The sequence below is a fragment of the Peptoniphilus sp. oral taxon 836 str. F0141 genome (assembly GCF_000179335.1).
Lineage (GTDB): Bacteria > Bacillota > Clostridia > Tissierellales > Peptoniphilaceae > Peptoniphilus_A > Peptoniphilus_A lacrimalis.
Genome location: NZ_AEAA01000038.1, coordinates 1 through 4,069 on the forward strand (window position 1 = coordinate 1; position 4,069 = coordinate 4,069).

The 4,069-nt window shown below is 27.4% G+C and carries 5 protein-coding genes; all 5 read right to left on the reverse strand.

Going from position 1 to position 4,069, the window contains the following annotated elements; genetic code table 11:
* Positions 1-36: 36 nt before the first annotated feature.
* Entirely contained in the window at positions 37-753 is a 717-nt protein-coding gene (locus tag HMPREF9131_RS01435; protein ID WP_009344976.1) for an alpha/beta fold hydrolase, read from the reverse strand.
* A 107-nt stretch (positions 754-860) separates the two neighbouring features.
* On the reverse strand, positions 861-1,139 hold the full coding sequence (locus tag HMPREF9131_RS01440) for a hypothetical protein (RefSeq protein ID WP_009344974.1): 279 nt from the start codon (positions 1,137-1,139) through the stop codon (positions 861-863).
* Positions 1,136-2,323 carry a pyridoxal phosphate-dependent aminotransferase gene (locus HMPREF9131_RS01445; protein ID WP_009344978.1) on the reverse strand — a complete coding sequence of 396 codons (1,188 nt, stop codon included), beginning with the start codon at positions 2,321-2,323 and terminating at the stop codon, positions 1,136-1,138. The genes HMPREF9131_RS01440 and HMPREF9131_RS01445 overlap by 4 nt, the downstream gene beginning before the upstream one ends.
* Positions 2,324-2,337: 14 nt before the next feature.
* On the reverse strand, positions 2,338-3,294 hold the full coding sequence (locus tag HMPREF9131_RS01450) for an ATP-binding protein (protein WP_009344977.1): 957 nt from the start codon (positions 3,292-3,294) through the stop codon (positions 2,338-2,340).
* The coding region (locus tag HMPREF9131_RS01455) for a DnaD domain protein (protein ID WP_009344975.1) at positions 3,294-4,069 on the reverse strand (776 nt) is incomplete at its 5' end. The genes HMPREF9131_RS01450 and HMPREF9131_RS01455, both read right to left, overlap by 1 nt.

Here is a 4,069-nt window from a genome sequence, read left to right on the forward strand (position 1 = left end):
CTTTTATATATTTCAAAATATTTTTTATAATTTTCATTAGTCTGCCTTTCTTCTTAAAAAATCTAAAATTATTTTATTGTATTCTTTTGGATTTGTATGTGCGACTTTATGACCATGCCCTTTGATTATTGATAATTTAGATTTTTTTATTTTTTTTGCAATCTTATAAAAAGTGTCAATATAAATTAAATCTTTTGCTCCAGCAATTATAAGAACTGGAAAGTCGATTTTTTTAAAATCTGAATCTTTAATTTTGATAGTATCAAAAATAAGGCTGTAAACAGAAAAATAATTTCTAAATCTTTTACATAAGTTACTTACAATTTTTAATAAGTAATAGAAAATAAAACTGAAAATTCTAGGTAGTAATTTTATTTGGTCTACATTTTTATTAGGCGAATTTAGAATTAATTTTTTTATTCTTGAAGGATAATTTTTTGCAAAAACAAGAGCAATATTTGCTCCATCCGAAAAGCCTAAAATATTTGCCTTATCTATTTTTAGAAAATTAAGAATATCCAACAAATCCCTGGATAAATCTTCAAAAGTTAATTTTTCTTTTATAGGGTCACTTTTGCCGTGTCCTCTAGTATCTATAGCTATAACTTTGAAATATTTAGCAAAATCCCTAATTTGCTTGTCGAAATAATGAGAATTTTCTCCATTTCCGTGAAGGAGAATTAAAGCTTCTCCTTGACCTAAAATTCTTAGATAAATTTTTGAGCCGCCGGAAACTTTTACATATTTTTCCATAAAGTTCACCTTACAATAAAATATTTTATCACAGGAATAAAAATTTTTATCTATATATTACAAAAAAAGGCGAGGAATTATTTTTCCTCGTCTTTCAAACTTATAATCTATATTCTTCCTGCCCCTTTAAAGGCTATATATACAACAGCCATTATTATATAAAATATTGATAGATAAAGGGCATTTTTCTTTTTATCTAGATATGTTAAAAGTAAAATCTCCGCCATGGTAAAGAGTACTAAAATGATCTGCAAGTTTCTTATGGAAGAAGGTACATAACCAATATTTGTTTTTTTTATTCTTCCTATCCATGTAACAACAACTATTAAAAAAGTTAAAAATAAGGTTAGCTTTTCTAATAGATTTTTTAATTTTTCTTTATTCAAGAATTATATTTCCTCAATCCTTCTTTTAGAATATTCATGGCTTTTTTAATATCATTTACATTTAAGACAAAGGCGAGTCTAACCTTGTTTTTACCTTCATCTGAATTATAGAAAAATCCGTCAGCAGGTGCCATCATTAGAGTTTCACCATCTACATCAAAATCAGTTAATAGCCATTTGGCAAAATCTTCAGCATCATCTACAGGAAGGGTTGGCATGATGTAAAATGCTCCCTTTGGTTTATAAACACTTACTCCGTCAATCTTTTTAAGTTCTTCATAAATAGTGTTACGTCTTTTTTCGTATTCCTTATTAACTTCTTCGAAATAAGATTCATCTGAATTAAATAAAGCTGCAGCTCCTATTTGTTCTAATGTTGGCACTGCTAATCTTCCTGTTGCAAGTTTATTAATTGATGTCAATATATCTTTATTTTTTGCGGCAATAGCTCCGATTCTTGCACCACAGGCTCCAAATCTTTTTGATATAGAATCAAGTAAAATAAGTCTATCATCAATTCCTTCTAATTCAGCGAAAGATAAGTATTTTAATCCATCATAAATAAATTCTCTATAAACTTCATCGGTTATGATATACATATCATGTTTTATAGCTAATTCTTTAAGTCTTTCAAGTTCCTCTCTTGAATAAACTGCTCCTGTAGGATTAGTTGGGTTTGAAATTAAAAAAGCAACAGACTTATCAGAAATAACTTTTTCTATTTCTTCAGTTGATGGAAGAGCAAAACCATTATCTGGACTTGTATTAAAAGCATTAATCTTTAAATTAAGTTGGTCCATATATGTTTTATAGTTTGAATAGAATGGATTAGTTGTAATAATTTCATCACCTTCATCGGCTATTGTCATTAAAACAAGAAGCAAAGCTTCACTAGCACCAGAAGTTATAAATATATTTTCTGGTTCAAAGTTTAAATTTCTTTTTTTATAATAATTTGACCAACTTTCTCTTAATTCATCAATTCCTGGAGCAGAAGGATATTTTAGTACTTTTCCTTGGAAATCTCCTATAGCATCAAAAAATGCTTGTGGTACTTCAACATCGGGTGCTCCTATGTTTAAATGATATACTTTCTTGCCATTTTTTTTAGCTTCTTGAGCATAAGGAGTTAATTTTCTTATAGCAGAGAATTGAATTTTTTGGACTCTATTTGATATTTTCATTGTTTTTTCCTCCTCTATTGCCATCTTAAATCTTCACCAAAAAATTTAAGGGGCATAAATTTTTGAAATACCCTCGAGAAAACTCTATCAGTATAAGTTTCTGAGAGTTCTTTTGGCGACAAATTAGTTGAAATCACAGTTTTTTTACCTCTAATAAGTCTAGTATTTATGATATTAAATATTTCAGAATTTGTAAAGCTACTTACAAGTTCTATACCTAAATCATCAACAATTAATAGCTGAGCCTCAAAGAGATAATCATATCTATCATCATCAATTTTTTTAAATCTCTTATTTTCTAATAATTCAACAATTTCATAGGCTGTTAAATATATAACTGAAATATTTCTATCTAAAAGTTCCTTTGCTATACAATTTATAGTAAAAGTTTTACCTTGTCCTGTAGGTCCGTAAAATAATAAATTAAAATCATTATCTTCTTTAAAAGTTTCTATAAATCTTTTAGATATTTCTCTTATTTTTAAAATATTTTCCTTGGGACTTATGCCCTCTTTTTCATCAATTTTGTCAGAAAAAATATTTGTATCGAAGTGAAGAAAATTTTCTTTTTTTAAAGTATGGTCAAGATTTGATGTCTTATAAAGCTTATCTATAATTAATTTATTTAGGCAGTAGCATTTACTTCCATCTTCTAACAAACCACTATCTTTACAATATTCACAGTCATAAGGCATAGATAGGTAATTTATATCATAGCCGTTTTCAGTTAAAAGCCTTTCCTTTTCTTTTTTTAAGTCGCTAATTTCTCTTGTTACATCCATAACAATTGAAGATGATGGTTTAAGAAAAAGGCTCTTGCAAGATTTAAGACCTAGTTGATTTATATATTTATCAATTTCAGCAATCTGTGGGATATTTCTATATATTTCTTTTTTTCTGTTTTTTAAAATTTCTTCATTTTTGCGTCTAATATTTTCATAATGCAGAGATATTTTTCTATTAACTTCCATTAAATACCCAACCTTTTATATGATTCTTCTCTTTTCTTTCTTGCAACTTCTTCAAGCTCATCTTCACTGTAAGCATCAGTAATTTGTTTAAAATTATGAAACTTAGTTTTTACTTTATTTTTTTGTATCTTATCTTTAACAGGAATCTCTTCAGGACTTTTTATGTCTTTTTCCTTCCAAGATTTTAGAATTTTATTAACATAATTAATATTTGGTTTAGAAATATTTGCAGTTCTTTTGCAAGCCTCCGTGACCATATCCATATCAAAACCCATATCATCAAACCAGGAATTTACTATGTTAAATTCCACAAGATTGAATTTTTTTCTTTCAATTCCAATAAATTTTCTAACTTTATTGAATCTATAATATTTTTGATCTCTGTTGATATAAGAGTTTTCAACATCTTCTACGGTTCTTATACCATCTTTAGACCAGTTTCTTACAATTTTTTCTATATATTTCAAATCATAAACATCTTGAACTTCTGTGGCATAATAAAAAGCTTCTTCAATAACTTCAGCCGGTTCGTTATATACATCGATCCATGAAGCTATATCCATTTTTTTGACAGAAGGTATGTTTTCTCTCATCAAAAATTCAGCTTTTGACAACAAATTTGCGATTTTTGGATCTTGAACTATATCTGAATATTTTGAAGTTTTTTCTTGGCTTTTCAAATTATATACATCTCTTATATAAAGCTCTTTTAAGTTTACAAACTCGATATCTCCTTGTTCTGAGATTTTAACAATTCCTTGTTTTTGCCAATAAT